22 protein-coding genes are annotated in these 24,285 nt (G+C 71.2%); 14 read left to right on the forward strand and 8 right to left on the reverse strand.

Features of this window, described 5'->3' with window-relative positions; all coding sequences use genetic code 11:
• The first annotated feature begins 89 nt into the window (after positions 1-89).
• Positions 90-740, forward strand: a complete 651-nt coding sequence (locus ACWDR4_RS36860) for a TetR/AcrR family transcriptional regulator (protein WP_450414953.1) — start codon at positions 90-92, stop codon at positions 738-740.
• 187 nt (positions 741-927) lie between these two features.
• Here the strand turns inward: ACWDR4_RS36860 and ACWDR4_RS36865 are convergent, their stop codons facing one another.
• Positions 928-1,875: a TIGR01777 family oxidoreductase gene (locus ACWDR4_RS36865; RefSeq protein WP_450414955.1), complete on the reverse strand. Its 948-nt coding sequence runs from the start codon at positions 1,873-1,875 to the stop codon at positions 928-930.
• Between the two features lie 125 nt (positions 1,876-2,000).
• Complete coding sequence (locus ACWDR4_RS36870; protein ID WP_450414957.1) at positions 2,001-3,251, reverse strand: DUF418 domain-containing protein; 1,251 nt, start codon at positions 3,249-3,251, stop codon at positions 2,001-2,003.
• 155 nt (positions 3,252-3,406) lie between these two features.
• Between ACWDR4_RS36870 and ACWDR4_RS36875 the strand changes: the two genes are divergently transcribed.
• Positions 3,407-4,057 (forward strand): hypothetical protein, encoded by a 651-nt coding sequence (locus ACWDR4_RS36875; protein WP_450414959.1) that lies wholly within the window; start codon positions 3,407-3,409, stop codon positions 4,055-4,057.
• Positions 4,058-4,495: 438 nt separating this feature from the next.
• Complete coding sequence (locus tag ACWDR4_RS36880; RefSeq protein ID WP_450414961.1) at positions 4,496-5,227, forward strand: sigma-70 family RNA polymerase sigma factor; 732 nt, start codon at positions 4,496-4,498, stop codon at positions 5,225-5,227.
• 23 nt (positions 5,228-5,250) lie between these two features.
• On the opposite strand, the gene ACWDR4_RS36885 is transcribed toward ACWDR4_RS36880, so the two are convergent.
• On the reverse strand, positions 5,251-5,748 hold the full coding sequence (locus ACWDR4_RS36885) for a MarR family winged helix-turn-helix transcriptional regulator (protein WP_450414963.1): 498 nt from the start codon (positions 5,746-5,748) through the stop codon (positions 5,251-5,253).
• A gap of 153 nt (positions 5,749-5,901) precedes the next feature.
• Here ACWDR4_RS36885 and ACWDR4_RS36890 point away from each other — a divergent pair, with 153 nt between their 5' ends.
• Positions 5,902-6,420, forward strand: a complete 519-nt coding sequence (locus tag ACWDR4_RS36890) for a YceI family protein (RefSeq protein ID WP_450414964.1) — start codon at positions 5,902-5,904, stop codon at positions 6,418-6,420.
• Positions 6,421-6,442: 22 nt separating this feature from the next.
• Here the strand turns inward: ACWDR4_RS36890 and ACWDR4_RS36895 are convergent, their stop codons facing one another.
• The 3 genes from ACWDR4_RS36895 to ACWDR4_RS36905 all read right to left on the reverse strand — a co-directional run bounded on the left by ACWDR4_RS36895 (position 6,443) and on the right by ACWDR4_RS36905 (position 12,416).
• The gene (locus tag ACWDR4_RS36895; RefSeq protein ID WP_450414966.1) at positions 6,443-6,742 is read right to left on the reverse strand and encodes a hypothetical protein; all 300 of its coding nucleotides are present in this window, start codon (positions 6,740-6,742) and stop codon (positions 6,443-6,445) included.
• A 5-nt stretch (positions 6,743-6,747) separates the two neighbouring features.
• Complete coding sequence (locus ACWDR4_RS36900; RefSeq protein ID WP_450415001.1) at positions 6,748-8,091, reverse strand: hypothetical protein; 1,344 nt, start codon at positions 8,089-8,091, stop codon at positions 6,748-6,750.
• Between the two features lie 158 nt (positions 8,092-8,249).
• Entirely contained in the window at positions 8,250-12,416 is a 4,167-nt protein-coding gene (locus ACWDR4_RS36905; protein ID WP_450414967.1) for a molybdopterin-dependent oxidoreductase, read from the reverse strand.
• A 284-nt stretch (positions 12,417-12,700) separates the two neighbouring features.
• On the opposite strand from ACWDR4_RS36905, the gene ACWDR4_RS36910 reads away from it, so the two are divergent.
• The 4 genes from ACWDR4_RS36910 to ACWDR4_RS36925 all read left to right on the forward strand — a co-directional run bounded on the left by ACWDR4_RS36910 (position 12,701) and on the right by ACWDR4_RS36925 (position 15,365).
• Positions 12,701-13,090, forward strand: a complete 390-nt coding sequence (locus tag ACWDR4_RS36910) for a cell division protein SepF (protein WP_235474323.1) — start codon at positions 12,701-12,703, stop codon at positions 13,088-13,090.
• Positions 13,091-13,186: 96 nt separating this feature from the next.
• On the forward strand, positions 13,187-14,386 hold the full coding sequence (locus ACWDR4_RS36915; protein ID WP_450414969.1) for an ATP-binding protein: 1,200 nt from the start codon (positions 13,187-13,189) through the stop codon (positions 14,384-14,386).
• Complete coding sequence (locus ACWDR4_RS36920) at positions 14,383-14,733, forward strand: nucleotide pyrophosphohydrolase (RefSeq protein WP_450414971.1); 351 nt, start codon at positions 14,383-14,385, stop codon at positions 14,731-14,733. Before ACWDR4_RS36915 ends, ACWDR4_RS36920 begins: the two co-directional genes overlap by 4 nt.
• Before the next feature lie 158 nt (positions 14,734-14,891).
• Positions 14,892-15,365, forward strand: coding sequence for a DUF6099 family protein (locus tag ACWDR4_RS36925; protein WP_450414972.1), 474 nt, complete (start codon positions 14,892-14,894; stop codon positions 15,363-15,365).
• Between the two features lie 120 nt (positions 15,366-15,485).
• Here the strand turns inward: ACWDR4_RS36925 and ACWDR4_RS36930 are convergent, their stop codons facing one another.
• Complete coding sequence (locus ACWDR4_RS36930; protein WP_450414973.1) at positions 15,486-15,656, reverse strand: hypothetical protein; 171 nt, start codon at positions 15,654-15,656, stop codon at positions 15,486-15,488.
• Positions 15,657-15,925: 269 nt separating this feature from the next.
• Between ACWDR4_RS36930 and ACWDR4_RS36935 the strand changes: the two genes are divergently transcribed.
• Positions 15,926-16,849, forward strand: coding sequence for an LLM class F420-dependent oxidoreductase (locus tag ACWDR4_RS36935; protein ID WP_450414974.1), 924 nt, complete (start codon positions 15,926-15,928; stop codon positions 16,847-16,849).
• A 66-nt stretch (positions 16,850-16,915) separates the two neighbouring features.
• Here ACWDR4_RS36935 and ACWDR4_RS36940 read toward each other — a convergent pair whose 3' ends face one another.
• Positions 16,916-18,442: an alpha/beta fold hydrolase gene (locus ACWDR4_RS36940; RefSeq protein ID WP_450414976.1), complete on the reverse strand. Its 1,527-nt coding sequence runs from the start codon at positions 18,440-18,442 to the stop codon at positions 16,916-16,918.
• A 170-nt stretch (positions 18,443-18,612) separates the two neighbouring features.
• On the opposite strand from ACWDR4_RS36940, the gene ACWDR4_RS36945 reads away from it, so the two are divergent.
• The 5 genes from ACWDR4_RS36945 to ACWDR4_RS36965 are packed head-to-tail and all read left to right on the forward strand — an operon-like array spanning position 18,613 to position 24,223.
• The gene (locus tag ACWDR4_RS36945; protein WP_450414977.1) at positions 18,613-19,881 is read left to right on the forward strand and encodes an ATP-grasp domain-containing protein; all 1,269 of its coding nucleotides are present in this window, start codon (positions 18,613-18,615) and stop codon (positions 19,879-19,881) included.
• On the forward strand, positions 19,878-20,768 hold the full coding sequence (locus ACWDR4_RS36950) for a Rossmann-like domain-containing protein (protein WP_450414978.1): 891 nt from the start codon (positions 19,878-19,880) through the stop codon (positions 20,766-20,768). The genes ACWDR4_RS36945 and ACWDR4_RS36950 overlap by 4 nt, the downstream gene beginning before the upstream one ends.
• Positions 20,765-21,892: a PLP-dependent cysteine synthase family protein gene (locus tag ACWDR4_RS36955; protein WP_450414980.1), complete on the forward strand. Its 1,128-nt coding sequence runs from the start codon at positions 20,765-20,767 to the stop codon at positions 21,890-21,892. The genes ACWDR4_RS36950 and ACWDR4_RS36955 overlap by 4 nt, the downstream gene beginning before the upstream one ends.
• Positions 21,889-22,980, forward strand: coding sequence for a dipeptide epimerase (locus ACWDR4_RS36960; protein ID WP_450414981.1), 1,092 nt, complete (start codon positions 21,889-21,891; stop codon positions 22,978-22,980). The genes ACWDR4_RS36955 and ACWDR4_RS36960 overlap by 4 nt, the downstream gene beginning before the upstream one ends.
• Positions 22,964-24,223 carry an MFS transporter gene (locus tag ACWDR4_RS36965; RefSeq protein ID WP_450414983.1) on the forward strand — a complete coding sequence of 420 codons (1,260 nt, stop codon included), beginning with the start codon at positions 22,964-22,966 and terminating at the stop codon, positions 24,221-24,223. The genes ACWDR4_RS36960 and ACWDR4_RS36965 overlap by 17 nt, the downstream gene beginning before the upstream one ends.
• Positions 24,224-24,285 lie beyond the last annotated feature (62 nt).

Consider the following 24,285-nt stretch of genomic DNA (forward strand, 5'->3'; position numbering starts at 1 on the left):
GTCGCTGAAAGACATAAAGTCGGGGTGTCTGCTCAGGATCACTAGACTGGCCGGGTCCTCAATGACGGGGTGGAAGCGAGGAGTCCCTGGTGCCGGACGGCAGGCAGACCGAGGTCCAGGCCCCCGGCCGTGGACGTGGTCGGACGGGCCGGCCTCGGCTGACCGAGCAGCGCAAGGCCGAGATCCGGCTGGAGATCGCGCGCGCCGCGGTGGAACTGTTCGTCGCCCAGGGCGTGGCCGCCACGACGGGCGAGCAGATCGGGCAGGCGGTGGGGGTCTCCTCGCGGACCGTGTGGCGTTATTTCCCGAGCAAGGAGAGCTGTGTCAGCCCGCTCTTCGCGGCCGGTATCGACAAGATCGCCGCCTGTCTGCGGGAGTGGGGCCACGGTCGTCCCCTGGAGGAGGCGCTGGCGCCCGCGCTGGACATCGGGGGCCGGGTGGGCGGGCCCGGGATTCCGGAGCTGCGCGAGCTGGTACGGCTGACCCGTACCGAGCCGGGTCTGCGTGCCGCCTGGCTCCAGGCGCACGACGAGGCCGAGCCGGCCTTCGCCCGCGCGCTCGCCGCGCGTGCGGGGTTGCCCGCCGATGATGTGCGGCCGGTGATTCAGGCGGCGATGCTCAATGCGGTGTTGCGTGCCGCGGCTGAGCGGGATGCGTGGGGCGGCCCGGCCGAGGTGGGGGCTGGGTTGGCGGAGAGTTTTCGGTCGGCGCTTGCTGTTGCGGAGGCGGGGTTGTCCTAGCTGCGCTCGACGGGCATGCGAGGGGTGGCGGTTGTTCGTTTGCTGCGGGTCGGTGGGGGCTGGTCGCGCAGTTCCTCGCGCCCCTAGGGGGTGCTGTGGTGCACCCGGCGTAGGAGGGTGGCCGTCGTGAGTGCTTGGTTGTCTGGTGCGGGTCCGGTGGGGGCTTGTCGCGCAGTTCCTCGCGCCCCTAAGGGGTGCTGTGGCGTACCCGGTGTACGAGGTTGGTGGCCGCCTCTGGCCACTCCGGGTGGTTGAAGGTGAAGCCTGCGTCCAGTAGGCGGCCGGGGGTGACGCGGCGGCTCTTCAGGAGGAGTTCGGTGTCTGAGCGGAGGGCGAAGGCGCCCAGTTCCGCCATCCATTTTGTGGCGGGTAGGCCCATCGGGACGCCCCACGCCGTGCGTAGCGCCTGCATGAACTCGCGCTGGGGGACGGGGTGGGGAGCGGCCAGGTTCAGCGGGCCGGTCAGGTTCTCGTGGGTGGTCAGGAAGTCGATGGCGCGGACGAAGTCCTGGTCGTGGATCCAGGACACGTACTGTGCGCCGCCCGCGACCGGGCCGCCGAGGCCGAGTCGGGCCAGTCGGAGGAGGACGTCGAGGACTCCGCCGCGGTCCGGGCTCATCACCATGGCGGTTCGCAGGGCGACCTTGCGCGTGGCGGGCGTCGGCGCCTGTTCCTGGGCGCGCTCCCAGGCCCTGGCGATCTCGACGCTGTAGGCCCAGTAGTCCGGTACGCCGGGTTCGGTGCCGCCGATGACACCGGTCGCCTCGTCGTTGGGGGCGTCGAAACGGTGGGCGTAGACGGTGGCGGTGCTCATCTGGAGCCACAGGCGGGGCGGTCGTGCGGCTCCCGCGATCGCCTCGCCGACGACCCTGGTGGAGTGCACCCGTGAGTCCATCATGGCGCGCAGGTTGGCGGGGGTGTAGCGGCAGCTGACGCTGCGGCCCGCCAGGTTGATCACGACGTCGCTGCCGTCGACCGCCTTGACCCAGTCGCCCAGGGTCTCGCCGTCCCAGCCGATCTCGCCCTCGCGCGTCGGCCGTCTCGTCAGGACGGTGACGTCGTGACCGGCGGCGGTGAGCGCACGGTTCAGGACCGCGCCCACCTGACCGGTTCCTCCGGGAATGACAACCTTCATGGCTCCCCCTGGGGCTTGAAACGTGTGCGCTGAACTCCTGTGCTGTGAGCCTAGCGCAATTATTTGAACACGTTCAAAACTTGCCCACGACACGCGGCACGCGACCCGCAAAAGTGCCGAGCCGCCTACTTCACATACCGCGCGATCCTCGTCGCGTCCCCCATGAGCCGCTCCAGCGGCCCGCGTCGGAAGAAGCGCGACCAGGCGACGGCGAAGACGGTCACGGTCACGAGGAAGGCGAACAGCACGGGCAGCGGGGAGCCGGGGAGTTCCTCGATGCCGAGGGCCCAGATGCCGGCCACGTGGAGGACGTACGCCGTCAGGGACATCGTGCCGACCGCGACGACCGGACGCGCGAGGCGCCGGAAGCGGGGGAGGGCGTCGACGGCGGCCATGCAGCCGGCGAGTACGGCGATCGCGACCCCGGTGTTGCCCACGACGGACAGCGTCGTCTCGCTGTGCGGGGAGGCCACCCACAGCCAGGCCGCCGAGTCCCCGGTCGGATAGCCGGCCGTGTCCGACCACCAGGCCGACATGACCGAACCCGAGCCGTCCTCTGCGCCGCCCGCCGCGAGGGCGGCCGAGACCCCGGGGACGAAGTGCAGGGCCAGCCACGAGCCGCCGTAACCGAGCACGGCGAGCGCGCCGCCGGTGACGGCGAGTCGGACACGTACGGCCGTGGCGGCGAGGTCGAGACGGGCCACCGCCATGCCCGCGAAGAGGAACGGGACCCAGGCCAGGGCCGGATAGCTCCCGGTGAACATCAGCTCGACGAAACCGTCGGTGCCGCTGACCCGCGCGAGCGGATCGTTGCTCGTGACCGTCTCCGCCCAGGTGCCGTCGTCGATGGACCGCCGGACGACGTACAGGAGTTGGGGCAGGACGAGTGCCGTACCGGCGGCGATGGCGGCCAGCGAGCCGGCGCGCAGCCGGTGGAAGGGCAGGACCAGGACGAAGCAGAGGCCGTAGTAGGCGAGGATGACCTCGACGGGGGTGCCGGTGGAGGTCAGCCAGGTACCGAGGGCGAGCAGCAGCACCGCCCGGATCAGCACCTTGGCCACGGCCTGGCGTCCCTCGCGGCCGGTCTTCGGTACCCGGCGGCCCGTCATCAGGATGATCGAGAAGCCCGCCAGGAAGGCGAAGAGCGCGGAGGCGCGGCCGTGGAACAGCTCCATGGCCTGGCCGGTCACCCCGCCCGAGGACGGGTCGGGGCCGACATGGGCGGCGTACATCCCGAAGACGGCGAGGCCACGCGCGAGGTCCACGCCGACCAGTCGGCCGACCTGTGCGGTACGGGTGCCGGCGGGGCTGACAGGAACTGTGGGTTCGATCTGAGTACCGGCGGCGAAATTCGGCAAAGAGGCGTTTTGCGTCATGCCTACAGACTGAAAACCCGCAGGTCGGCGAGGTATCCGCCGAACGTCCGGCGGACCCCCGCCGACCGGCCGGGGCTACCCCGCCGAACGGTTGATCAGTAATTTACGTACCCACCACTGACGAACGAGTGCCGGATGGGAGGATGAGCGCCGTCATGACTGCCGAATGGGGTGCGCGCACGCTGCGGGCCGCCGTGTTCGCGGCCGTCTGTGTGCTGCTCGCCGCCCTCGGCCATGTGCTGATGTCCGGCTCCACCGTCGCCTGGTGGACGCTCGTCGCCGGAACCGTGGTCATGGGCGGCGCGGGCTGGTGCCTGGCCGGCCGTGAGCGCGGACTCCCGCTGGTCGTGGGCGTGGTGGTCGTCGCTCAGGGCGCGCTCCACTCGGCGTTCTCGTTCACGCGGGGCACCGCCGGTTCCGCCGGCATGTCGATGGACTCCATGGACATGACCCACACCGGCACCAACACGAGCGCCGACATGGGCATGGACATGGGGCACATGGCCCACGGCGGCCATGGCACGGACATGCTGTCGTCCTCGTACGGCATGCTCGCCGCCCACACTCTCGCCGCGCTGCTGTGCGGTCTGTGGCTGGCGTACGGCGAGCGGGCCGCGTTCCGCATCCTGCGGGCGGTGGCCGGCCGGCTGGTCGCTCCGCTGCGGCTGGTGCTCGCGCTGCCCGCGACGCCCGACCGCCCCCGTCTCCGCCCGCGGCGCGGCAGCTCCGACCGGGCGCCGCGACTGCTCCCGCTCGTCCACGCGATCACCTCCCGGGGCCCGCCGACGGGGATCGCTGTCGTCTGAGACAGCAAGGGCCTGTCGTTCGGATTCGGATCACGGCTGGGCCGCGGGGTTGTGGTACGTCCTCCCCTGGAGGGGGACCCCGGTGGCGTAGTCGTCGGTTGTCAATGCTCCGCGTTGACGCCGTCCTCCTCCGCCGCCTTGCGGCCGCACGCACCACACCCCGCTCACCGGCGGACACGTGGCGCCGCGGCCTGAAGCCGGCGTGATCCGAACGACAGGACCTGGTTCCCCGGGGCCGCCCCAGGCAGCGCCGACGCACTCGACGTCGGCCTCCGCGGGCGCCCGGGCCCCGGCCGTACCCGCCCGACGCGTACGGCCGTCCTCCCTCACCCGGCAGCGGCGTGCCCGCATGCCTCGCGCCTCGCATCGCCTTCGCGCGCGTCGCGTTTCGTGGGCTGTCGCCCTGCCGGATTCCGGATGATCCGAGAAGGACCCCAGGTGATCACTCCTGTACTGCCCGCCTCGACCCGCCCGACTTCCTCGACCCGCCCGACTTCTGCGGCCCGCCCGACCTCCTCGGCCCGCCCGATGGACGAGTCGATAACCGCCTGGGCGCTCGCCGCCCGTGGTGGCGACCCGGCCGCCGTCGAACGCTTCGTCGGCGCCCTGCACCGCGATGTGGTGCGGTACGTCGCCCATCTCTCCGCCGATCCGCAGGCCGCCGACGACCTCGCCCAGGACACGTTCCTGCGGGCGCTCGGCAGTCTGCACCGGTTCGAGGGGCGGTCCTCGGCCCGCTCCTGGCTGATGTCCATCGCGCGCCGCGCGGTGATCGACAGCTTCCGGCACGCCGCCGCCCGGCCCCGGCTGTACGACACCGAGGACTGGCGGCTGACCGCCGAACTGGCCCAGCCGCGCGGGCTGCCCGGCTTCGACGACGGGATCGCGCTCCTCGACCTGCTGGCCGCGCTGCCCGACGAGCGGCGCGAGGCGTTCGTCCTCACGCAGCTGATGGGGCTGCCCTACGCGGAGGCGGCCGAGGTCAGCGACTGCCCTGTGGGGACGGTGCGTTCACGCGTGGCCCGGGCCCGCGCGACCCTCGTCGACCTGCTCACCGAGGCCGAGACGGAGGCTGCGACGGAGTCAGGATCGGAGTTGCAGTCGCAGTCGCAGTCGCAGTCGCAGTCGCAGTCGGAGTCGCAGCCGGAGCGGGCGGTTCTGGCGGCCTGACGACCGGGCGGGCGCGAGGAGAGTCACGCTGTCTCCCCGCCCGCCACCTCCGGCAGCAGCCCGTACATCGCCTCGCGCTCCTCGGCGCCGATACGCGCCAGCCCCGAGTTGACCGTGTCGGCCAGGGTCGGCGAGGCTTCCGTGAACAGGCGGCGGCCCTTCTCGGTGAGGGCCACCTCGACGCCCCGCTTGTCGCCGCACACCGAGCGCCGGGTGACGAGTCCGGCGTGCTGGAGACAGGCGATCTGGTAGGTGAGCCGGGTCTTGGGGCGGCCGAGCAGCTCCGCGATCCGGGTCATCCGCAGCCCGCCGTCGGCCCGGCCCGCCAGCAGGCACAGCACCAGGAACTCGTCGTGGGAGACCCCGAGCGTGTCCTTGAGGACGGGGCCGAGCCGCTGCTCGATCGATCCGGTCGTGGCCAGCAGGATCATCCAGGCCCGTAGCTCGGCCGGGAGCAGGGCGGCCTCGCTCGCGGAGGGGCACGGGGGCAGGTCGGGGACGCTCTCGGCAGGGTCGGCCATGGTTTCGATTCTACCGGTTGTCCAATTTTGCACGAAAGGTTGTTCAGATTTGGATTAAGGGCTAGCGTAAGCATCATCCAAATTTGGATGACTGGCTCTTCGCCATCCCTTTCGTCATCCTTTTCGTCCCCCCTTGCACATGTGGAGACACTCATGACCGTTGCCGTGGAAACCGGCCTGTGGCAGCTCGACAAGACCGCGACCACCGTCGCCGTCGGTCACAAGACGATGTGGGGACTGGTCACGGTGAAGGGCACCTTCGCCGTCACCGGCGGCGGTGGCGAGGTCCTGCCCGACGGTTCCGCCACCGGCACCGTGACCCTGGACGCGGCCTCCCTGGACACCAAGCACGCCAAGCGCGACAAGCACCTGCACGGGCCTGACTTCTTCGACGCCGAGAACCACCCCGAGATCACCTTCGCGGTGCGCGGCGCCGAACTCCGCGACGGCGACACCGTTCAGGTGACCGGCCAGCTGACCGTGCGCGGCATCAGCCGGCCGGTGACCTTCACGGCACGCCTCACCAAGGCGAACGCCGACGCGGTCGCCCTGGAGACGGAGTTCACCGTGGACCGGACCCAGTTCGGTCTGGGCTGGAACCAGATGGGCATGATCAAGGGCCTCGCGACGGTCACGGCCACGCTCGCCTTCGTCCGTACGAAGACGGCCTGAACGCCGGCTCGACCGCCGCTGACTACCGCTCGCCCGGCAGCCGGACGTCCATGCTCGACAAGGTGTCCGGCGACGCCGTGAAGACACGCAACCGGATCCGCGTCCCCGGCCGTCGGGGCACGTGGAACACCGGTCCGGGCGGCCGGAGCCGGTAGACGGCGCTCGCGTGCGCGGGCAGTGTGGCGGGCCCCCGGGTCACCTTCCACCAGTGGCTCATGCCCTGACCGGTGGTCAGCGTGAAGTGGGGCGTGAGGGCGCTGCCGTCCGCGTTCGTGACCCGGACGTCCAGCTCCGACACGGCGGCAGGTCCGGCCGTACGCATCCCTGTCACCCGCATCCGCAGTGGCGGCGACCCCGTCGCCGCCACGGCCGCACTCGCCAGCGCCGGTACGAGGAGCAGCGCCGCCGCCGCGACCAGTGCCGGACGCCGGCGCGGGCCCGACAGGAAGCGCGGCCGGGGCTGCCACGCGCCCGCGAAGAACGCGGGGGCGTGGTCGCCGAGGCTGCCAGATACAACGGGGTCATCAGCAGGTATTGACGCCCTCGTCTGCCCGAGGGCAGACGATTCCGGTCCGTACCGCTGGGCGGTACCACCGCGGGTTCCTGTTTCACGGGCCTTTGCCGACCGGTGAAGGTCGGTCTTACGGGGCCTCCGCAGGCCTGACTTCCCGCCCGTCCGGCGGTAGGTCGGACAACTGCGTTGTCCGACGAGGCGATTCTAGGCTTGCCGCTGCGGTCCGTCGGGCCGCTATGGGCGGGATGCCCTGCACCTCCACCTTGAAGAGTGAGGTGCTGGGCGAGTGTTCGACGGCCGTTCTGGGAGCGGGGCGCCAGGAATAAGCCGAACCGGTGCAACACCATCACCGCCACACCGAGCCGTCGTACGAAGAGGACGAGCACGGCCGGCAAGACCGGCGCCCGCAGCGTGATCGCGTAGCGAGTGTCGGGCCAGCCGCCCGCGCCGATCCGCGGCCAGTGCACCACCACCGGGATCAGCAGCGCGAGCCCGAGGATCGCCGGGTAGCCGAGCCGCGCGTAACTCGGCAGGAAGCCGAAGCCCAGGCACGCCATGGTCGCCGCAGACCGCCACGGCACGGGCAGCAGCCGCCACAGGGTCACCGCGCCGACGAGCAGCGCCCCGGTCGTCACTGCGGTCGCGGCGAGCGCGCCGTGCCCGAGCCACAGGAGGGGCGCGGTCAGCAGCAGGGCGAGGGGCGGGTAGCCGTACGTGAGGTCGTAGCCGCCGTTCATCGTCGGGGTCAGGGCGACATCCGGGTTGTGCTGGAAGAGCCACGGCCAGGGCTGCCCGTACACGGGATGCCCGGCGACCAGCTCCCGGGCGGCCTGCGTGGTGAGGACGCCCTCGTCGCCGCCGGCGTGGTTCAGGGCGAACGTGCACAGGGTCAGCGTCGTTGCGGTGAGCAGGACGCACAGGTCGAGCCGGGCGAGCGAGCGCGTCCGGCGCACGGTCAGCGCCAGCACACCGCTGACCAGGATCGACAGATAACAGAGCGAGATGACGGCGGCGACGGCCGGCCGGTGACTGGCGGCCTGCGTCCACACCGCACGCGTACCGATGAACAGGCTGACGGTCGCGAGCAGGGTCAGGACGCGATGCCACTGCGCCGGGGCATCGGCCTCCGGCACGGCCACCCAGGTCGGGCGGAGGATGTTCTTCGCCGTGGTGTCAGGCGCTGTTTCTGCCAAGTGGACGACAGTGAAACGTAATCGTGCCTGGTGTGCCGCGTGCGGGTGGAGGTGAAGGGTCCGGTGTGAGGCCGGTAAGAATGTCAGTCAATGGCCAGTTATGGGTAGCTGTTTATGGGCATTCAGTAGACATCCCGTACGTAGCGCTTCGCCGCCGCGAGCTGCTTCACGTACACGCCCGCCTCGTCCTCGCCCAGCCCGCCGTGCGCCACCGCGATGTCCCGCAGTGCTCGGTCGACGTCCTTGGCCATGCGAGAGGCGTCGCCGCAGACGTAGAAGTGGGCGCCCTCCTGGAGCCAGTGCCACACCTCGGGCCCGTGTTCGCGTATCTGGTCCTGGACGTACACCTTGTTGCGCTGGTCGCGGGAGAACGCGGTGTCCAGGCGGCTGAGCGTGCCCTCGGCCACCAGTTCGGCCAGCTCGTCCTCGTAGTAGAAGTCGGTGGCGCGGTGCTGCTCGCCGAAGAACAGCCAGTTCGGCGCCGGATGCCCGAGCGCCCGCCGCTCCTCCAGGAACCCCACGAACGGCGCCACCCCGGTCCCCGGCCCGACCATCACCATCGGCGTCGAGGCGTCCGCCGGGGGCCGGAAGTGCGGTGAGCGCTGGACGAAGACGGGCACCGCAGTGTCCGGCCCGGCGTCGGCCAGGAAGGGCGAGCAGACTCCGCCGCGCGGCCGGCCCCGCAGGTTCTCGTACCGCACCACGGACACCGTCAGCGACACCCGCGCCGGGTCGACGAGCGGGCTCGACGAGATGGAGTACAGCCGGGGCTGAAGCCGCCGCAGCACGTTCACCCACTCCTGCGCGGACGCCCGCACCCCGTACTCGGCGACCACGTCGACGGCCTGCCGTCCCCAGGACCAGCGGGCCAGCCCGTCCTTGTTGTCGGACCGCATCAGCTTCTTCAACTCACGGTTGTCCCGGGCCCGTTCGGAGACGAAGCGCAGCAGGTCAGGCGTGATCCGGGTGATGTCGAGCTGCCCGTGCAGCGCCGCGGAGAGCGAGAAGTCGCCAACTCCGGTCACGGTCACGCCGGTTGACGCGTCCAGCCCGGTCACGGCCAGCCATTCCGCCACCAGGGAGGCGGAGTTGACGGGCCGCACGCCCAGCGCGTCACCCGCCTCGTACGCCAGTCCCGTACCGCTCGTGTCGAAGGTGAACCGCCGCACCTCCTTGGTCGCGCCGGGCAGACTGAGCAGCCGATTGCCGACGAGCCGGGCGGGGGAGGGGGCGGGCTTGGCGGACCGGACGACGGGAGCGGGAGCGGGGATGGGAGCGCGCGCGGGAGCGGAAACCGTTTTTGTGTCGTCCGTCTTCGTGCCGTCCGTGTCCAACCCGTCGAGCACCTGGTCGAGCCACGCGTCCGCCGACGGCTCGAAGTCGGGCTCGCAGTCGGTGCGCGGCGCGATCCGTACCGCCCCCAACTCGTCGAGCCGCGCGTCCAGTCGGCGCCCGTGACCGCAGAAGTCGTCGTACGAGGAGTCGCCCAGCGCGAGGACGGCGTACCGCACACCGTCCAGCCGGGGCGCCTGCTCCCCGGAGAGCGTGTCCCAGAGGCCGGAGCCGTTGTCGGGTGCGTCGCCGTCGCCGAACGTACTGGTGATGAAGAGGAGATCGGCATCGCGCGCGAGGGCGGCCACATCCGCCTCGTCCATGCCGACGAGCCTCGCCCGGTGCCCGCCGGCGTTCAGCCGCTCGGCCGCCGCGCCCGCCAGTTCCTCGGCGTTGCCGGTCTGCGAGGCCCACAGCACGACGACCTCGCGCCCGGCCAACTCGACCCCGACACCGACCCGTTCCTGCGGCGGGGCCTCCACGGCCCGGGAGTACATGCCGGCGAGCATCCCGTTCACCCAGTCGGCGTGCTCGGCGCTGAAGGGAGCGGAGGCGGGCAGCACCGGAATCCCCACGGCACCGGTGGGCAGCCCGGCGAGGAAGCCGGAGAGGTACTGGCGTTCCTGGGCGCTGAGAACGGGCGGGGGAGCGGGGGTGAACGCCAACTGCGGTACGGCGACCGGCACTTGAGGAAGGTCCGAGGCCGGGGTGTCAGGACACGCCATCTGCCCCTCGGACCCGTCCAATTGCCCATCGGACCTGTCCAACTGCCCCTCGGACTTGTCCACTTGGTCCTCGGGCCGGTGCACCTTGACCAGGGACACCGCGCACACCTTGAACTCCGGCTGCAGGGACAGCGGATCGACCGCGTCGCTCGTCACCGCGTTGATGCTGAGGTATTCACCGAAAAGGTCGTTCCAGTGGAAGGGCGCGAAGACGCAGCCCGGCCGCACACGGTCCGTGACGACCGCCGGCAGCACGGCCCGCCCGCGCCGCGAGGCGACCTCGACCGAGTCGCCGTCCACGACCCCCAACTCCCGCGCGTCCTCGGGATGCACCTCCACGAACGGCCCGGAGTTCAGCCTGTTGAGCTTGGCGACCTTCCCCGTCTTCGTCAGGGTGTGCCACTGGTGCTGCACCCGCCCGGTGTTGAGGACGAACGGGAAGTCGTCGTCGGGCAGTTCGGCGGCGGGCAGATGCGGCCGGGCGAAGAAGACGCCACGCCCACTGGCGGTGGGGAACCGCAGTCCCTCATCTCCATCGGCTCCCCTGTAGCGAATGGGATTGCGCGCAGGCCCGTCCACGGAGGCGGCCGGCCACTGCACGGGAGTCTCCCGCAGCCGCTCGTACGTCACGCCCCGGAGATCCCACCCGGTCTTCGGGTTCCAGGCCCGCTTCAGTTCCTCGAAGACGTCCTCCGCACTCTCGTACGCGAACCCGTCGAACCCCATCGCGCGGGCGACGGCCGCGATGATCCGCCAGTCGGCCATGGCGTCGCCGGGCGGGTCCACGGCGGCCTGGGCGAGGGTGAGACTGCGCTCGCTGTTGACGAGGACGCCCTCCGCCTCGGTCCACATCGCGCCGGGCAGGACGATGTCGGCGTACGCGTTGGTCTCGGTCTCGGCGAAGACGTCCTGGGTGACGACGAACTCGGCGGCCTCCAGGCCCTCGATGACGGTACGGCGGTTGGCGACCGAGGCGACCGGGTTGGTGCAGATGATCCAGCAGGCCTTGATGTGCCCCTCGGCCATCCGCCGGAACATCTCGACCGTGCCGTGCCCGGCGCCGTCCTTGCGGAGCGTGCCGGCCGGCAGCTCCCACAGGTCCTCGACGAACGCCCGCTCCTCGTCCACCAGCACCGACCGTTGCCCGGGCAGCCCCGGCCCCATGTACCCCATCTCCCGGCCGCCCATGGCGTTGGGCTGCCCGGTCAGGGAGAAGGGCCCGCTGCCCGGACGGCAGATCGCGCCGGTGGCGAGATGCAGGTTGACCAGGGCGTTCGTGTTCCAGGTGCCGTGCGTGGACTGGTTGAGCCCCATGGTCCAGCAGCTCATCCAGTCGTCGGCTGCCCCGATGATGCGTGCCGCTTCCCGGATGTCGTCCTCGGGGATGCCGGTGATCGCGGAGACGGCGTCCGGCGGATAGTCGGCGAGGAAGCCGGGCATCTCCTCCCAGCCCTCGGTGTGGGCGGCGATGAACTCCTGGTCCGTGTGCCCGTCGGCGCGCAGAAGATGAAGCAGACCGTTGAGGAGAGCCAGATCCGTCCCCGGCCTGATCTGCAGGAACAGATCGGCCTTGGCGGCGGTGGCGGTGCGCCGGGGATCGACCACGATCAGCTTGGCCCCCGCCTTCACCCGCTCCATCATCCGCAGATACAGGATCGGATGGCAGTCGGCCATGTTCGACCCGATGACGAGGAAGGCGTCGGCGTGGTCGAAGTCGTCGTACGAGCCGGGCGGCCCGTCCGCGCCCAGCGACAGCTTGTATCCGGTGCCCGCGCTCGCCATGCACAGCCGCGAGTTGGACTCGATCTGATTGGTCCCCACGAAGCCCTTGGCCAGCTTGTTCGCCAGATACTGGGCCTCAAGGCCCATCTGCCCGGAGACATAGAAGGCGACGGCGTCCGGCCCGTGCTCGTCGACGATCGCGCGCAGCCGCCGCGCGGTCTCCGCGATGGCGTCCGCGACGGGCGCGGGCACCAGCTCCTCGCCCCGGTCGTCGGAGCCGTCCCGGACCAGCGCGGTGGTCAGCCGGCCGGGTGCGCTCAGCATGTCGGCGGTGGTCGCGCCCTTGGTGCACAGCCGCCCGGCGTTCGCGGGGTGCGCCTTGTCCCCGGACGCCTTGAAGACCGTACGCAGTCCGTCGGGTCCGAGCCCGACGTCCAGCACGATTCCGCAGCCCACCCCGCAGTACGAGCACACGGTCCGTACCTGCGTCGTCGTGGGGGTAGTGGTCACGTGCTGCCTTCCTCTGTACAGCGCTGTCCCGCTCTGTCCTTCTCCGTATCGGGCCTGCTGTCGACGAGCGTACGAATTGCCCGTTACGTCGATGTCACATGACCTGATCATGGGCGGTTACACCCGCTGCACAGCCCGAGTGTCAGTGCTGTGAGGTACGTATAGGTGTTCGGATTTATCTCACATAGGGGGTCGCTGAGCGTGTCGTATTGGGCCGATCGGGTGACCATGCGTAAGAATTGGCCGATGCAGACAGCCAGTGCGAGCCAGGGCGGAGTGGGTCGATGAACAGCCACGATGTCACCGACGAACAGTGGGAGGGGCTCGCCCAGGTCGTACCGCTGAGAGGCCGGGACGCCTGGCCGTCCGCGGTGGGCCACCGGTCGATACCCGAGGCGGAGACCGAGGCCAGGCGGCGTTTCGTCGTCCTGCGCGTCAATGTCTTCGCGGACGCGCGGGACGTGGCGGAAACGCTGATGGCGGGCATTCCGGTGCTCCTCGACCTGACCGGCGCCGAGACGGACACCGCCAAGCGGGTCCTCGACTTCAGTACGGGCGTCGTCTTCGGTCTGGCGAGCGGGATGCACCGGGTCGACCGGAACGTGTTCCTTCTCACTCCGCCCGGCACGGAGGTCGGGGGACTCATGGGCGGAGCGGGGGTCCCCGGACACTGAGACCGGCCCCACCACAAGATCCGCCGATCCCCCGTTCGTAGGAAGGTGCGGCGGGCGGAACGGTTCGCCGCGCAGGCGGAGCCCTACGGTCCGGTTATGACCCTGTCACTGGACTTACCGCCCGCCGCAGTACAGGCACAGAAACAGGCACAGACACAGACACAGACACAGACAGTGCCGCGTCCCGAGCGGCCGAGCGTCACCGAGCTGCGGCTGTCCGCGTACGCCGGACACCGCCGGGTCGGCCTGCCGCTCGGGCGGCTCACCCTTCTCGCCGGGCCGAGCGGCAGCGGCAAGACGACAGCGCTCAGGGCGTACGAGTCACTGGCCCGCCTCGGCTCCGGCGCCGCCGTCGGGGAGGCCTTCCCGGACTCGGCCGCCTGCGTACCGGAACGCGCCCGCCCCGACGCCCAGCGCCGCCGCGGCTTCCGTATCGGCTGTACGGCGGACGGCCCCGAGGGTCCCGTACGGCTCGACGTCGCCGTCCAGGCCGAGCCCGAACTGCGCATCGTGGGCGAGCGGTTGAGTGCGGGCGGGGTGGTCCTGCTGGAGACGGCACTGCGGGATCCCGGCCGCCGTTTCGTCCAGGCCGCCTGGCACACCGCCGGTTCGGAATCGGTCACCCGCGCCCCGATGCCGGACGACCGGCTCGGTACGGCCCTGTTGCCGCTGCGGGTCGCCGGGAAGACGGACGGAGAGCGTCAAGTCATCGCCGCCGCCGAGCAGATGGTGGTCGCACTGCGATCCGTCTTCGCCTGCGACCCACGCCCGGACCGGATGCGCGCCGCCGTCCCGGTGAGCAGCGGACGCCTCCTCCCCGGCTGCGACAACCTGGCCGAGGTCCTCTGGCGCACAGGTGTCGAATGCGCCATCCGCCATGGGCTGTTGACCGCCGCCGTCCGCGAAGGCTGCGCGGGCCCGGTCACGGACGTACGCGCCGACCGGGTCGCCGACGGCCGCGTCAGGGCCGTACTCGATCGGGGTGACGGCGTGCTCACCCACTTCGGCAGGCTGGGCGACGGCGAGTTGAGATACACGGGCCTGGCGCTGGTACTGCTGACCGGCCCCGGCGTCCTGACGGTCGACCGCCCCGGCGAGGTGCCCGACGCCCTCCAGACACTCACGGTCCTGGCCGACGGTTTCGACCGCGCCCTGGACGCACGACAGCGCGCGCAACTCCTGGACCTGGCGGTACGGATGTGCGACCGCGGGCACATCCGCCTCCTCGGGGCGGTGAGCGACGCGTCTTGGGCGGAGGGAGTGACCGGGGCGACGGTGGTACACATGAAGCCGTGACAGATCAGGAACACCCCGGACAGCGGCAGGATCTGGACGTCGCGAAACTCCAGCGCAGGCTGGCCGAGTTCGCCGCGGCGCGGAACTGGCAGCCGTTCCACACCCCGAAGAATCTCGCCGCCGCGCTGAGTGTGGAGGCGTCCGAACTGGTCGAGATCTTCCAGTGGTTGACGCCCGAGCAGTCGGCGCGGGTGATGGACGACCCGGACACCGCCCACCGGGTGACGGACGAGGTCGCGGACGTGCTCGCCTATCTGCTGCAGCTGTGCGAGGTGCTCGGGATCGACGCGCTCGCGGCCCTCGACGCCAAGATCGACCGCAACGAACAGAGGTTCCCGGCGAAATAATTACTCTCAGTAGTCAAAATGTGGTTCGTTCCCTATTTGTTGTCCGCAGATTTCCGTCTTCCTCTGGCTTTTCGTCCCACAGCACTTCACTCTGGGTAGTGGACGGTGGAGTTTCGGGCGGACGTGCGAAAGCGCGTCGGGACAGACGGGGGCAGCGCATGGACGCGGTGCGGCTCATCCTGACGAGCAGACGTGCCCTCGCGAGCAGCGACGGTGTGCCGGAGACCCTGACGGAGGTGTGGCAGGCACAGGCCCTCGCGCAGGCGATAGGCAGCCGCCTCGCAGTCACCGGACCACCCGAACTGCGGGGCGAGGCACTGGGGTTGACCGAACTGGCGGGCCGGGGCTGCGGCGTGCTCGACGAACCGCGCCTCGCCGTCGGAGCGTTACGCGCGGCCCAGCTCACGGAGTTGGGCGACGCCCGCCAGGCCCTCCTCTGGCTGGGCAACCTCCTCGGCGAGGCGGGCATGGCCCTGGTCGGCATCGCGAGCGCGGCACGCGACGAGACGACGTACTGGCAGTGCATGGAGTCGATCGACGCGGCGGACGAATCCCGCGACCGGGTCCTGGAGATGCTCCGGAAGCTGGCGGCGCGGGAGGCGGCGGGGGGAGCGGAGCGCGTCGCTGGATAGGCGGGTTGTTTGTCTGCGGGTCGGTGGGGGCTGGTCGCGCAGTTCCCCGCGCCCCTGTTCGGGGCGCGTTGCGCACCCGAATCCCGGTTGGGCCGAGCTTTTCAGCTCGGCCCGGGCATCTCAACCCGCTTCACCCTCCTCAGCAGGCGCCGCCGAAGCCCCAGCCGATTGAAGGTCCGCGTCCAACGCGGACAAGTCCGCGTTCAGCGCCGCCATCAGCTCCTCCATCTGCTGCAGCAGCCCCTTCGGCTGTGCGGGCCCCGCCTGCTGCGGCACGACTTCTTCGGACAATGACGGCCTCCTCGGCCCCTGGCCCCCGAAGGAGCCGACGCGGGTGCGCCCCGGAACGAGCGAGCCGACAATCGAACTGGCTGCCCTGTAGGTACCGGTGCGGGCGCCGGTCGGGCCGGCTCCGCCCGAGCCAACGATCATCACCGGGGCGGGTCACTGGCACGGAGCCGCACCTCACGCGCGGTTGACGGTTTTTCACCCGACCGGGGCGGCGTGGGGCAGGGGGGACCGGTGGGGTTGACCGGTGTTCGACCGTGCAGGATGGAAGCATGGATCTTCGCATCTTCACCGAACCCCAGCAAGGCGCGACCTACGACACCCTGCTCGCCGTGGCGAAGGCCACGGAGGACCTCGGTTTCGACGCCTTTTTCCGCTCCGACCACTATCTCCACATGGGCGACGTGGACGGCCTCCCCGGCCCCACCGACGCCTGGATCACCCTCGCCGGACTCGCCCGTGAGACCAAGCGCATCCGCCTCGGCACCCTGATGACGGCCGCCACCTTCCGCCTCCCCGGCGTCCTCGCGATCCAGGTCGCACAGGTCGACCAGATGTCCGGCGGCCGGGTCGAACTCGGCCTGGGCGCGGGCTGGTTCGAGCAGGAGCACAAGGCGTACGGCATCCCGTTCCCGCAGGAGAAGTTCGCCCGCCTCGAAGAGCAGCTGGCGATCGTCACCGGCCTGTGGGGCACCAAGGCGGGCGAGACCTTCAGCCACCACGGCACGCACTACGACCTCACCGACTCGCCGGCCCTCCCCAAGCCCGCGCAGGACAGGATCCCCGTACTCATCGGCGGCCACGGCGCGACCCGTACCCCGCGGCTGACCGCGCAGTACGCCGACGAGTTCAACATGCCGTTCGCCTCGATCGAGGACAGCGAGCGCCAGTTCGGCCGGGTGCGCGCGGCGGCAGAGCAGGCGGGCCGCAAGGCCGACGAGCTGACGTACTCGAACGCGCTGGTGGTCTGCGTCGGCAAGGACGACCAGGAGCTGGCCCGGCGCGCCGCCGCGATCGGCCGCGAGGTCGACGAGCTGAAGGCCAACGGGCTGGCGGGCTCCCCGGCCGAGGTCGTGGACCGGATCGGCCAGTACGCGGCGATCGGCTCGCAGCGGCTCTACCTCCAGATCCTCGACCTCGACGACCTGGACCACCTGGAGCTGATCTCCTCCCAGGTGCAGTCGCAGCTGTCGTAACGCTTCGGCGCACGGCCGGTGCGTACGGGGTACCGCGTACTCCGTACCCCGTACGCACCGGCCACGCTACGAACCGGTCACCACCGGCAGCCCCGGCCCCGCGCACCGCACATCCGCCGGCGGCACCCGACCGTCGACCAGACAGGCGGCGGCCGTCGAGTCCACGCACGCGTTGCCCCGGCTCGCGAACACGCCGTGGGAGTAGTCGTCGTCGAGGGTGACCAGGCGGGAGCCGGGCAGCAGCCGGCGCAGTTCGCGGGCGCCCTCGATCGGGGTGACCGGGTCGTGGGCGGAGGCGATCAGCAGGACGGGCGGGGCGGCAGGGCTGCCCAGGGCCGTACGACGGGCGGGCCGGTGGTGCCAGAAGGCGCAGGCCGACGCCTCCATGCCGGTCAGCACCGGCTGCGGGTCGAGGCGGCGGGTGCGGTGGAGATCGGCCAGGATCCGGCCGGGCGTCGGACCGGGCCCGTCGGCGCACTTCACCGTCCGGTTCGCGGCCTCGAAGGTGCGTGAGTCCGGCGAGTCGAGGGCGGTCGCGGGCCGCAGCGTGCCCGGCGTACCGTCCCGCAGATACGTACGCAGTCCGTCGGCCAGGCCCGCCCAGCGTTCGGTGCGGCCGAGGGCGCGGTAGACGGCCCGGTCGAAGGCCGTCGCGCCGAACCCGTCCACGGGCCGTTCGCGGAGCCCGTCCCGCACGCGTAGATAGGTCTCGCGCACGGCCTCGGTGTTGTCGCCGAGCGCGAAGCGGTCCGGGTGCTGTGCGGTCCAGTCGAAGAAGGTGTCGCGCTGGCGCAGCAGTGCCCGGCTCTGGACGACGTCGAAGTCGTACCAGTCCCATGGCCCGACGACACTGTCCAGCACCATCCGCCCTACCCGGTAAGGGAATTGGGCCGCGTAGGCGGCGCCCAGATAACTCCCGTACGAGACACCGAGGAAGCTCGTCCGGCGCTCGCCGAGGGCGGCACGGATCGCGTCCATGTCCCGCGCCGTCTGTTCCGTGGACAGGTACGGCAGCGCCTCGTCGCCGACGCCCGCCGCGCAGTCGTCCGCGAGGGCGCGCAGCGAGCGGAGGTACGCCGACTCGGCCCGGGGGCCCACGGGTACGGGGTCCGCGCCCGGCCGGTCACTGTCGAACAGGCCGCCCATCGCACCGCAGTCGACGGGTGAACTCAGGCCGGTGCCACGGGGATCGAAGCCGATCACGTCGTACGCCCGCCGCACACTCTCGGGCAGCTTGGCCCGCTTGGTGACGGCGTACGGCAGCCCGGAACTGCCCGGCCCGCCCGGGTTCACCAGCAGAATGCCACGCCGCTCGGCGGCCGTACCGGAGGCGCGGACCCGCGAGACGGCGATGCTCAGGCGTGGTCCGTCCGCCGCCGGGTCGTCCCAGTTCAGGGGTACGTCGAGTCGGCCGCACTCGACGGTCTCGGGTGCCGCCGGTCTCGGTACGGAGTCGGGGCAGGCGCCGAAGTGGATTCGGGTGGGGGTGGGGGTGGGGGCGGCCTTGGCCGGGAGGGGGAGAAGAACGGCGGTGCCCGCCGCGAAGGCGCACAGCAGGGCCGTACGGCGTGGGTGTCGTGGGGGATGGGTCACAGGTCTCGCAATCTCGGAAACGGCATCTCGGAAACGGCAATGATCGGGTCATCAGATGACAATGAAAACGATTATCGATAACGTGTCCACGGTCAAGTCCGGAGCCCTACCTGACGGGGGCGCCTTCGCGCTGCCCCGACGGCGTAACCGCCGGGGTGGAAAGGGGAGTTGTGGCTCATTTGCTGGTGGTCGAGAGCTGGGTCGGATCGATGAGCAGACTGCTGCCGCGGGCGATCCGGGAGAGCGGGCACGAGTTCACCTTCCTCACCCGTGACCTGCACCACTACCTGCGCGGAGCGCCCGAGGGAGCCGCGCATCCACTGCTCGGCGCCCGCAACGTGCTCACCGCCGACACCAACGACCTTGACCAACTCCTGCCGTACGTCGAGAAGTTGCACCGGGCGCTCGGCTTCGACGGGGTGATCACCTCGTGCGACTACTACCTGCCCACGGTCGCCCGGATCGCCGGGCACCTCGGACTGCCGGGCTCCGGTCCCGAGGCCGTGGAGAACGCCTGCCGCAAGGACGCCACCCGGCGCGTACTGGCGGACGCCGGGGTGCCCGGGCCGAGCTTCGCCGTGTGCGAGGAGTGGGCCGACATCGTGCGCGAGGCGTCCGGCATCGGCTATCCGCTGGTCGTCAAGCCGGTCGACCTGTGCGCCGGGATGTATGTCCGTCGGGTTGACGACGAGTCTCAACTCGCCGACGCCTGCCGGGCGTTGAGCGCGTTCCCGGTCAATGCGCGGGGGCAGCGGCGGCCACCCGTCGTACTCCTCGAAGAACTGCTCGACGGGCCCGAGGTGAGCGTCGAGACCGTGTCGTACGCGGGCGCGGTCCAGGTGGTCGGGGTGACCGACAAGAGCATCGGCGGAGCGCCCGCCTTCATAGAGACCGGCCATATGTTCCCGGCCGCGCTCACGGCCGCCGACACCGAGGCCGCCGAGCAGACCGCACTGGGCGCCCTGAAAGCCCTCGGCCTGGTGGACGGCGTGGTGGCGCACACGGAGATCAAGCTGACCTCCGCGGGGCCGCGAGTCGTCGAGGTGAACCCCCGCCCGGCCGGCAACCGCATCACCGAACTCGTCCGCCATGTCACCGGCATCGACCTCGCCGCAGCCTTCGTGGACGTCTCCCTCGGTCACGCACCCGACCTCCGCCGCACGGACACCGGTCTGTGCAGCGCGGCCATCGGCTTCCTCGTCCCGGAGACTGAGGGCACCTTGGAGACCCTGGAGTCGCTGCCCGACACCGACCAACTCCGTTCCCAGGAAGGTGTGTTGGAGGTGCAGCTCGCCGAGCCGGGGACCACCGTCAAGGTGGCGGGCAGCAACAACGAATACCTGGGCCATGTCATGGCGGCCGACCCGGACGGCCTCGGCGCCCGCGCCCGCGTGGACGCCCTGCTGGACGCGCTGCGGGCCGGGCTGGTGATCCGGTGAGCACCGGACTGCGTACGCCCGCACCGACCTATGAGGAACTCGCGGCCAGTGCCCTGACCGGTCAACTCGGCCCCGATCCACGTACGGAACGCATCGCCGTCGCCTTCGCCACCCGGCAGGCCGTACGGCACGACGGACGGGGGAGCGGCTACCGCAACGAGGTGCTCAGCCTGCGGCTGGGCGCGGCCGTCGGGTCGTGCGCGGTGGAACCTGGGCAACTGCCGGACGGCGCGATCGACGACTGCGTCGGCGCGGACGTCGCCCGGCTCCTCCAACACCCCCTGCTGCCTGTGCGCGTGGCCGCCCTCGACGCCTACCTCATGCACCTCACCCCGCACACTCCGGAGCACGGCGCCCGGACGGTACGGCTCCCGGCGGGGTCCTCGCTGACGAAGTCGCGGGCGCGGGCGAAGACCGTCGTGGAACTGCTCGACCTCCCGGCCGGGGCCACCGTCCTCGTCGTCGGGGTCGTCAACTCCCTGCTGGAGGCGCTCCGTTCACGCGGGCTGGGATATGTGCCGTGCGATCTCAAGGGCGGTACGACGGAGTGGGGCGAGCCGGTGGTCACGGACGCCCTCGCCGAAGTCTCCGCCGGGCGCTGTGACGCCGTACTCGCCTCCGGGATGACCCTCGGCAACGGGACGTTCGAGCCGCTGCGGCGCCACGCGCTCGCGCACGGACGCCAGTTGGTGATGTTCGCCCAGACCGGCAGCGCCATCCTGCCCCGCTTCCTCAGGCACGGCGTGAGCGCGGTGTGCGCGGAGCCGTACCCCTTCTTCTGGCTCGACGGCGGCCCCGGCACGATCCATTGCTACGGCGGCGGGGTCGGGGTCGGGGTCGGGGACGAGTACGGGGACGGCGACGAGTACGGGAGCAGTGTCCGATGACCACGACAACGACCGCCGCAGCGACCGCTGCAACTAACTCCGTAACGACCGCCGTACGGTCCGCCCCCGCCGCCCGCCACGAGTTGCTGGCCCTCCTCGGCCGCACCCCGCTGGCCAAGATCACCGCCGAACTCCCGGGCCCGCACCCGGGGTTCTGGGCCAAGCTCGAAGGGCTCGGAGCGGGCGGTATGAAGGCACGCGCCGCTGTCTCCATGCTGCTCGGGGCCCGTGAGCGGGGCGAACTGCGCCCCGGCGCACCGGTGGTGGAGTCCACCTCCGGCACTCTCGGCGTCGGGCTCGCCTTCGCCGGACAGGCCCTCGGGCACTCAGTCGTACTGGTCGGCGACAGCGAACTGGAGCCGTCCATGCGCCAGTTGCTGCGATCGCATGGAGTACGGCTGGAGATCGTCGACCGGCCGGCGGCGCAGGGCGGCTGGCAGGCGGCGCGCCTCACCCGGCTCCGCGAACTCCTCGCCGCGCTCCCCGGCGCCTACTGGCCCGACCAGTACAACAACCCCGACAACATCGCCGGATACGCCTCCCTGGCCGCCGAACTCACCGCCCAGCTTGACCACTTGGACATCCTGGTGTGCAGCGTCGGCACCGGCGGTCACAGCGCCGGCATCACCGGACCCCTGCGCCGACGCTGGCCCGCACTGCGGCTCATCGGTGTCGACGCGACCGGCTCCACCATCTTCGGCCAGCCCGCCCGACCCCGCCTGATGCGCGGCCTCGGCAGCAGCATCCACCCGCGCAACGTCGCCTACTCCGCCTTCGACGAGGTCCACTGGGTCGGCCCCGCCGAAGCCGTGGACAGCTGTCGCAGGCTCGCCCGCGAGAGCTTCGTGAGCGGTGGCTGGAGCACCGGCGCCGTCGCCCGCGTCGCCGCCTGGGCGGCCCGCGTCCACGCCGGCGCCGTCGTCGCCACCGTCTTCCCCGACGGCCCGCACCGCTACCTCGGCACCGTCTACGACGACGACTTCGCCCTCGCCCACGGCCTCGATCCCGGCGCGGCGGCGACCCGCCCCGTCGAGATACCGCACCCCCGGGCAGCCGAGGCCACCGGCTGGGTGCGCTGCACCCGCGTCACCGATCCGCTCTCCCCGCAGGAGAGGAACCAGTGAAGGCCAGCCTGCGCACCGTCCGCCTCGAACTCACCGAGCCCCTGCGCATCTCCCGCTCAACCATGGCCGCCCGCGACGCCGTATGGCTCGGCATCGAACACGAGGGGCTGCGTGGCCACGGCGAGGCCGTCACCAGCGTGTACTACGGACTCGACGCCGACACACTCCAACGGCACTTCGGCGGAGTGGAGTTGAGCCGCTTCACCGCCCCCGAGGACGCCTTGGAGGCCCTACGGGAAGGGGAGTTGGCGGGCGGCCCCGGCGTCCCGGCCGCTGTCACCGCCGCCGTCGAGGCCGCGCTCCTCGACCTCGTCGGCAAGCGTGCCGGGGTGCCCGTGCACCGGCTGCTGGGCACGTCGGCCGCGCCCGTCGCCGCAACCGCCCGGACGATCGGCATCACTTCCGCGCGCAGCGCGGCAGGCGAGGCCCGACGGCTCGCCGCGCGCGGTTTCCGGATCGTCAAGGTCAAGGCGGGGACACCGGACCCCGAGGACGACGTGGAACGCGTACGCGTCATCCGCGATGCCGCGCCCCACGTACGGCTGCTCCTCGACCCCAACGGGGCCTGGAACAACGCCCAGGCCCGGGAGTTGCTGCCCCGGTTCGCCGAACTCGGCGTCGAGGCTGTGGAACAGCCCGTCGCCCCCGGTGACCCGGAGGCCTTCGGGGCACTGGCCGAGTGGTCGCCGGTGCCGCTCATCGCCGACGAGGACGCGGTGGACCTGGCGGACGCGCGACGGCTCGCCGGGCGCGTGCACGGCATCAACGTCAAGCTAGCCAAGTGCGGCGGGGTGCACGCGGCCCTGCGGATCGCCGGGCTTCTCGCGGGCAGCGGTACGGAGTTGATGCTCGGCTGCCTCACCGCCAGCACCCTCGGTATCGCCCCCGCCGTCCACCTGGCCGACCGCGCCCGTTGGACCGACCTGGACGGCCATCTGCTGCTGGCCCGGGACCCGTGGTCCGGAATCGGGGGCGCCGACGGCGTCGTACGCACAAGTGGCGGTCCTGGACTGGGAGTTGAGGAGCGCGCAACCGAGGGAGTCGAGGAGTTCGGGGCCGAGGGGGTCGGGCATGAAGACGTGGCGTGAGATGCGGCGCTTCCCGGTCGCCATCCAACTGCTCCTCGTCAACCAACTCGGCGTCAACACCGGCTTCTACCTCCTCATCCCCTACCTCGCGACCCACCTCGGCGAGGACCTGGGGATGTCGGCGGCGGTCGTCGGCATCGTCCTCGGCGTACGGAACCTCAGCCAGCAGGGCCTGTTCATCATCGGCGGGTCCGCCGCCGACCGGCTCGGCGCTCGCGGGGTGATCATCGCCGGGTGCGGGCTGCGGACGGTCGGGTTCGGGATGTTCGCGCTCGGCGACGGACTGCCGGTGCTGCTGGCCGCGTCGGTGCTGAGCGGGCTGGCCGGGGCGCTGTTCAACCCGGCCGTCCGCGCCTACCTCGCGCAGGAGGCCGGGGACCGCAAGGCGGAGGCGTTCGCCCTGTTCAACGTGTTCGCCACCACGGGTGCGCTGGTCGGGCCGCTGCTCGGCAGCGCACTGCTCCTGGTCGACTTCCGGGCGTCCGCCCTCACGGCGGCCGGCATCTTCGCGGGCCTCACGGTCGCCCAGGCCCTTGTCCTGCCCGCGCGGGAGGTCGAACCCGCGAAGAGCGGCGTCCTCGCCGACTGGCGCGAGGTGGTGGGCAACCGCGCTTTCGTGGCGTTCGCGCTCGCCATGGTCGGCATGTTCACGCTGGAGAACCAGCTCTACCTGCTCCTCCCCGACGGCGCCCGCCGGGCCACCGGCTGGGACGGCGCGGCCGGCCTGGTCTTCGTCGTCGGCACTCTGGCCAACCTCGCCCTCCAGCTTCGGATCACGCGCTCGCTCAAGTCCCGTGGTGCGAGGGCCCGTTGGATCTCGACAGGGCTGGCACTGATGGGGCTGGCATTCGTCCCGCCGATGCTGGTTGCGGGGTCAGGTTCGGGGTCGGGGGAGACGTCATGGCTGGCGGCCCTATCTGTCCTCCTGGGGGCGCTGATCCTCTACCTCGGCGTGATGGTCGCCGGGCCGTTCGTCATGGAGCTGATCCCCGGCTTCGGCCGACCCGAACTGACGGGCACCTACTTCGGCATCTTCTACGTCGTCTCCGGCATCGCCGCCGCCGTGGGCAACACGGTCGTCGGCTGGGCCATGGACGCCGGCGACCGAGGCGACGCCGAGTGGCTGCCGTGGGCGTGCTGCGCGGTGTTCGGCCTGGTGTCGGCGGGCGGCGTGGCCTGGCTGCAGCGGCTGGGGGCGCTGCCGGGGATTCCGGTGGCTGTGGGGGAGAGGAGTGCGGTGTGAACCGGACTGGAGGGGCGGGGGCTGTGAACAGCCCTGGCGGTGATCTTGGTGTGAACAGTCGA

The organism is Streptomyces sp. NPDC000878, from assembly GCF_053599695.1.

Bases quoted from the DNA above. Each gene is read 5' to 3' on its own strand.
- ACWDR4_RS36935 (WP_450414974.1), top strand. From the start codon at position 15,926: ATGGATCTTCGCATCTTCACCGAACCCCAGCAAGGCGCGACCTACGAC.
- ACWDR4_RS36965 (WP_450414983.1), top strand. From the start codon at position 22,964: ATGAAGACGTGGCGTGAGATGCGGCGCTTCCCGGTCGCCATCCAACTG.
- ACWDR4_RS36915 (WP_450414969.1), top strand. From the start codon at position 13,187: ATGACCCTGTCACTGGACTTACCGCCCGCCGCAGTACAGGCACAGAAA.
- ACWDR4_RS36870 (WP_450414957.1), bottom strand. From the start codon at position 3,251: ATGACGCAAAACGCCTCTTTGCCGAATTTCGCCGCCGGTACTCAGATC.
- ACWDR4_RS36925 (WP_450414972.1), top strand. From the start codon at position 14,892: ATGGACGCGGTGCGGCTCATCCTGACGAGCAGACGTGCCCTCGCGAGC.
- ACWDR4_RS36865 (WP_450414955.1), bottom strand. From the start codon at position 1,875: ATGAAGGTTGTCATTCCCGGAGGAACCGGTCAGGTGGGCGCGGTCCTG.
- ACWDR4_RS36885 (WP_450414963.1), bottom strand. From the start codon at position 5,748: ATGGCCGACCCTGCCGAGAGCGTCCCCGACCTGCCCCCGTGCCCCTCC.
- ACWDR4_RS36895 (WP_450414966.1), bottom strand. From the start codon at position 6,742: ATGCGTACGGCCGGACCTGCCGCCGTGTCGGAGCTGGACGTCCGGGTC.
- ACWDR4_RS36890 (WP_450414964.1), top strand. From the start codon at position 5,902: ATGACCGTTGCCGTGGAAACCGGCCTGTGGCAGCTCGACAAGACCGCG.
- ACWDR4_RS36955 (WP_450414980.1), top strand. From the start codon at position 20,765: ATGACCACGACAACGACCGCCGCAGCGACCGCTGCAACTAACTCCGTA.
- ACWDR4_RS36910 (WP_235474323.1), top strand. From the start codon at position 12,701: ATGAACAGCCACGATGTCACCGACGAACAGTGGGAGGGGCTCGCCCAG.
- ACWDR4_RS36875 (WP_450414959.1), top strand. From the start codon at position 3,407: ATGACTGCCGAATGGGGTGCGCGCACGCTGCGGGCCGCCGTGTTCGCG.